This is a genomic window from Runella sp. MFBS21, assembly GCF_029433105.1.
Taxonomy (GTDB): domain Bacteria; phylum Bacteroidota; class Bacteroidia; order Cytophagales; family Spirosomataceae; genus Runella.
This window is the reverse complement of record NZ_JARNTW010000055.1, coordinates 1-2,343: the sequence shown is the minus strand read 5'-3', so window position 1 is coordinate 2,343 and position 2,343 is coordinate 1. Positions and strand designations below refer to the sequence as shown.

General features: G+C 35.6%; 2 protein-coding genes and 1 rRNA gene. 1 reads left to right on the top strand and 2 read right to left on the bottom strand.

Annotated features, from left to right (window positions below; genetic code table 11):
* Positions 1-85, top strand: a 5S ribosomal RNA gene (gene rrf / locus P1X15_RS32405); the annotation flags it as partial.
* 1,049 nt (positions 86-1,134) lie between these two features.
* Here the strand turns inward: rrf and P1X15_RS32690 are convergent.
* Both P1X15_RS32690 and P1X15_RS32400 read right to left on the bottom strand, forming a co-directional pair.
* Positions 1,135-1,317: a transposase gene (locus P1X15_RS32690; protein ID WP_409049726.1), complete on the bottom strand. Its 183-nt coding sequence runs from the start codon at positions 1,315-1,317 to the stop codon at positions 1,135-1,137.
* A 675-nt stretch (positions 1,318-1,992) separates the two neighbouring features.
* Positions 1,993-2,343, bottom strand: a 351-nt coding sequence (locus tag P1X15_RS32400) for a hypothetical protein (RefSeq protein ID WP_277342250.1), incomplete at its 5' end; no start/stop codon positions are given.

Below are 2,343 nucleotides of genomic sequence, written 5' to 3'. Positions count from 1 at the left end.
CTCTTCCCATTCCGAACAGAGAAGTTAAGCCCCGCTCCGCCGATGATACTGGGATAACACCCGGGAAAGTAGGTAGCCGCCACGATATTAACAACTAAAGCAGTTCTGCAAAGAACTGCTTTTTTTTGCCCTATTACTCCCCTTATAAAAAAATAAGGTTTTACTATTAGTGTTTTGCTACTTATTTATTATATCGTTTTGACGAAAAGTCTATTTGTCCTTGAATTCATTTTTATACAAGGGTAACATTTAACGCCCTGCATATGTCCTACTCCCTTAAGCGGTTACCAAATTAAAGTAGAGATTTTGATTTTTATTAATAAACTGTTGGGGTGTTAAATATCTAAAAGCCTAGTGGGGCCTATCGAAATTATAACCATTCCATCAACTATCCAAATCTTGCTTAACTTCCTGCACCGTTTTAAAGTATTTTAAATTTAAGCATTCGTTTCTTTGCGTTCTACTAAGCCATTTTGTGGGAGTTTTCCAGGTTGAGAAAACCTTATTTCCATACCATTTTCTTCTGCAAACCTTTCCAAGGAACGACTAATAAATTCAGGTCGCGGTGGCGGACCACCCACTATCGCACCTGATATAAGCAGGGTTTACCTTCTGAGCAATCACGTTTTGTAAAAGTTTAACTAATTTTCGTGCCGATATACTCGTTACAGCAAAATATAAAAGTACTTTCCGAGAACATTCATCAAGGATATTTAATATTCGTACTTTATGCTCATGGCTTACCAGTACATCGCGCAGAAAACCCATTGACCACCCTTCATTGATTTGCCCTGCCGGTAATGGATTTATCACTACTCGTTTTATCTTCTTTCGTACTCTTGCTTTCCGTAAGTTTAATTTTGCAGCCTTATACACCTTATAAATACGTTTTCGATTGCATTTCTTTCCTTGGTTTCGACACCAATAGAACAATAAGCGAAAGCCCCAATTGGGCTTTTCTGATGCTTTGCCTCTTAGCATTTCACCAATCTCAACATCTTCATTTTTTCGCTTGTGTTTGTAATATAGACTGGCTCGGCGTTGCCCCCTAATGCCCTGCTACATCGTCGAAGCGATGTATTCTTTTCCAATGCTTTGATAATTTCCAACAGAATAGTAAGGATTATACCTTTTTTAGTAGTTCATACACTTCTCATAATCTAGACTCTTGTCTGCTAACAATTTTTTCAATCGGATATTCTCCGCTTCCAGTTCTTGCATTCGCTTTAGCTCATCTGCTCCCATGCTTCCATATTTTGTACGCCAGTTATAGAAAGTGTCGGGAGAAATCCCATACTCTCGACAGACATTTTCTATGGTTTTGTCTTTCTACACTACCCAATATCGCTATGATTTGAGGCGGTTCGCTGAATTTGCTTGTCTTCATCGTTTTAACATTTTTAGAGTTTGAAATTACCTTTTTCTCTAATTTAAAATGGTTACCCCTTTAGGAGGCACGACATACCACTGCAATTACGTCTAAAGACTCCCGAAGAAAAGATTATCTATGACCTATTGTTAAGGGGAGGGGAGAAAAAAGATATTTAACTGATGGGTTTACGGTCCCTCTTTACAAAGTCAATCTAGAAGATTTTATGTTTTGAACCCTTCAATAAAAATATTTAGGCTTCTTCTTTAGCCTAATTTCAGAAACCTTTTGGTTTTGTGATTCCTTTTGAACATACGCCCCTCACAATTTTCTCGATCCACTAAGCCATAACCTTCAATCACATTTTGTACTCAAAGAAAAACTATAAGGCTGCTTCCTTACTCAAACAGAAAAAAGCAATTTCTCCTCTGTTAAAAGAGGGAAATTAGGCAATATTTAAAACTATTTTATAAAAACCGTATCATCTGTAAGCACTGCTTTTATAAAGTCTGTCTGTTCGGAGTTTCAACAAATAAAGCTTTATGGAGCTTAATGTTATAGTAATTATAAAGAATAAAGCTTTTATTATTCTATTATTTTTGTAGGCTATTGACGTAGTTGTGCTAACACAATCCCATTGTTTTTACTATTTTTTTTTCATGCTTCACATTCTTTAAACAAAATTTAGCAGAATATTTAGCCATTTTCATGAAGAGCTGATACAGAAAAAAGCCAAAAATCAATTGAGAAAATGTTTTTGGTGGAAATATATCTATATATAAAATTTTGTTTTTTATATATAAAATAGTATTAAATGTGTGTTTTGGGCTTTTTTTTTCAAAAAAAGAGCTTTTTTCAAAAAAAAGGTGTTTAAATATTTGGAAAGGGGGTGGCGGTTGTGTTATCTTTGCACTCCCAAAACGGAAGAGCGGCGGGGACGAAGAGAGAGAACGAGAAGGTTTAAAAAGTTTTGA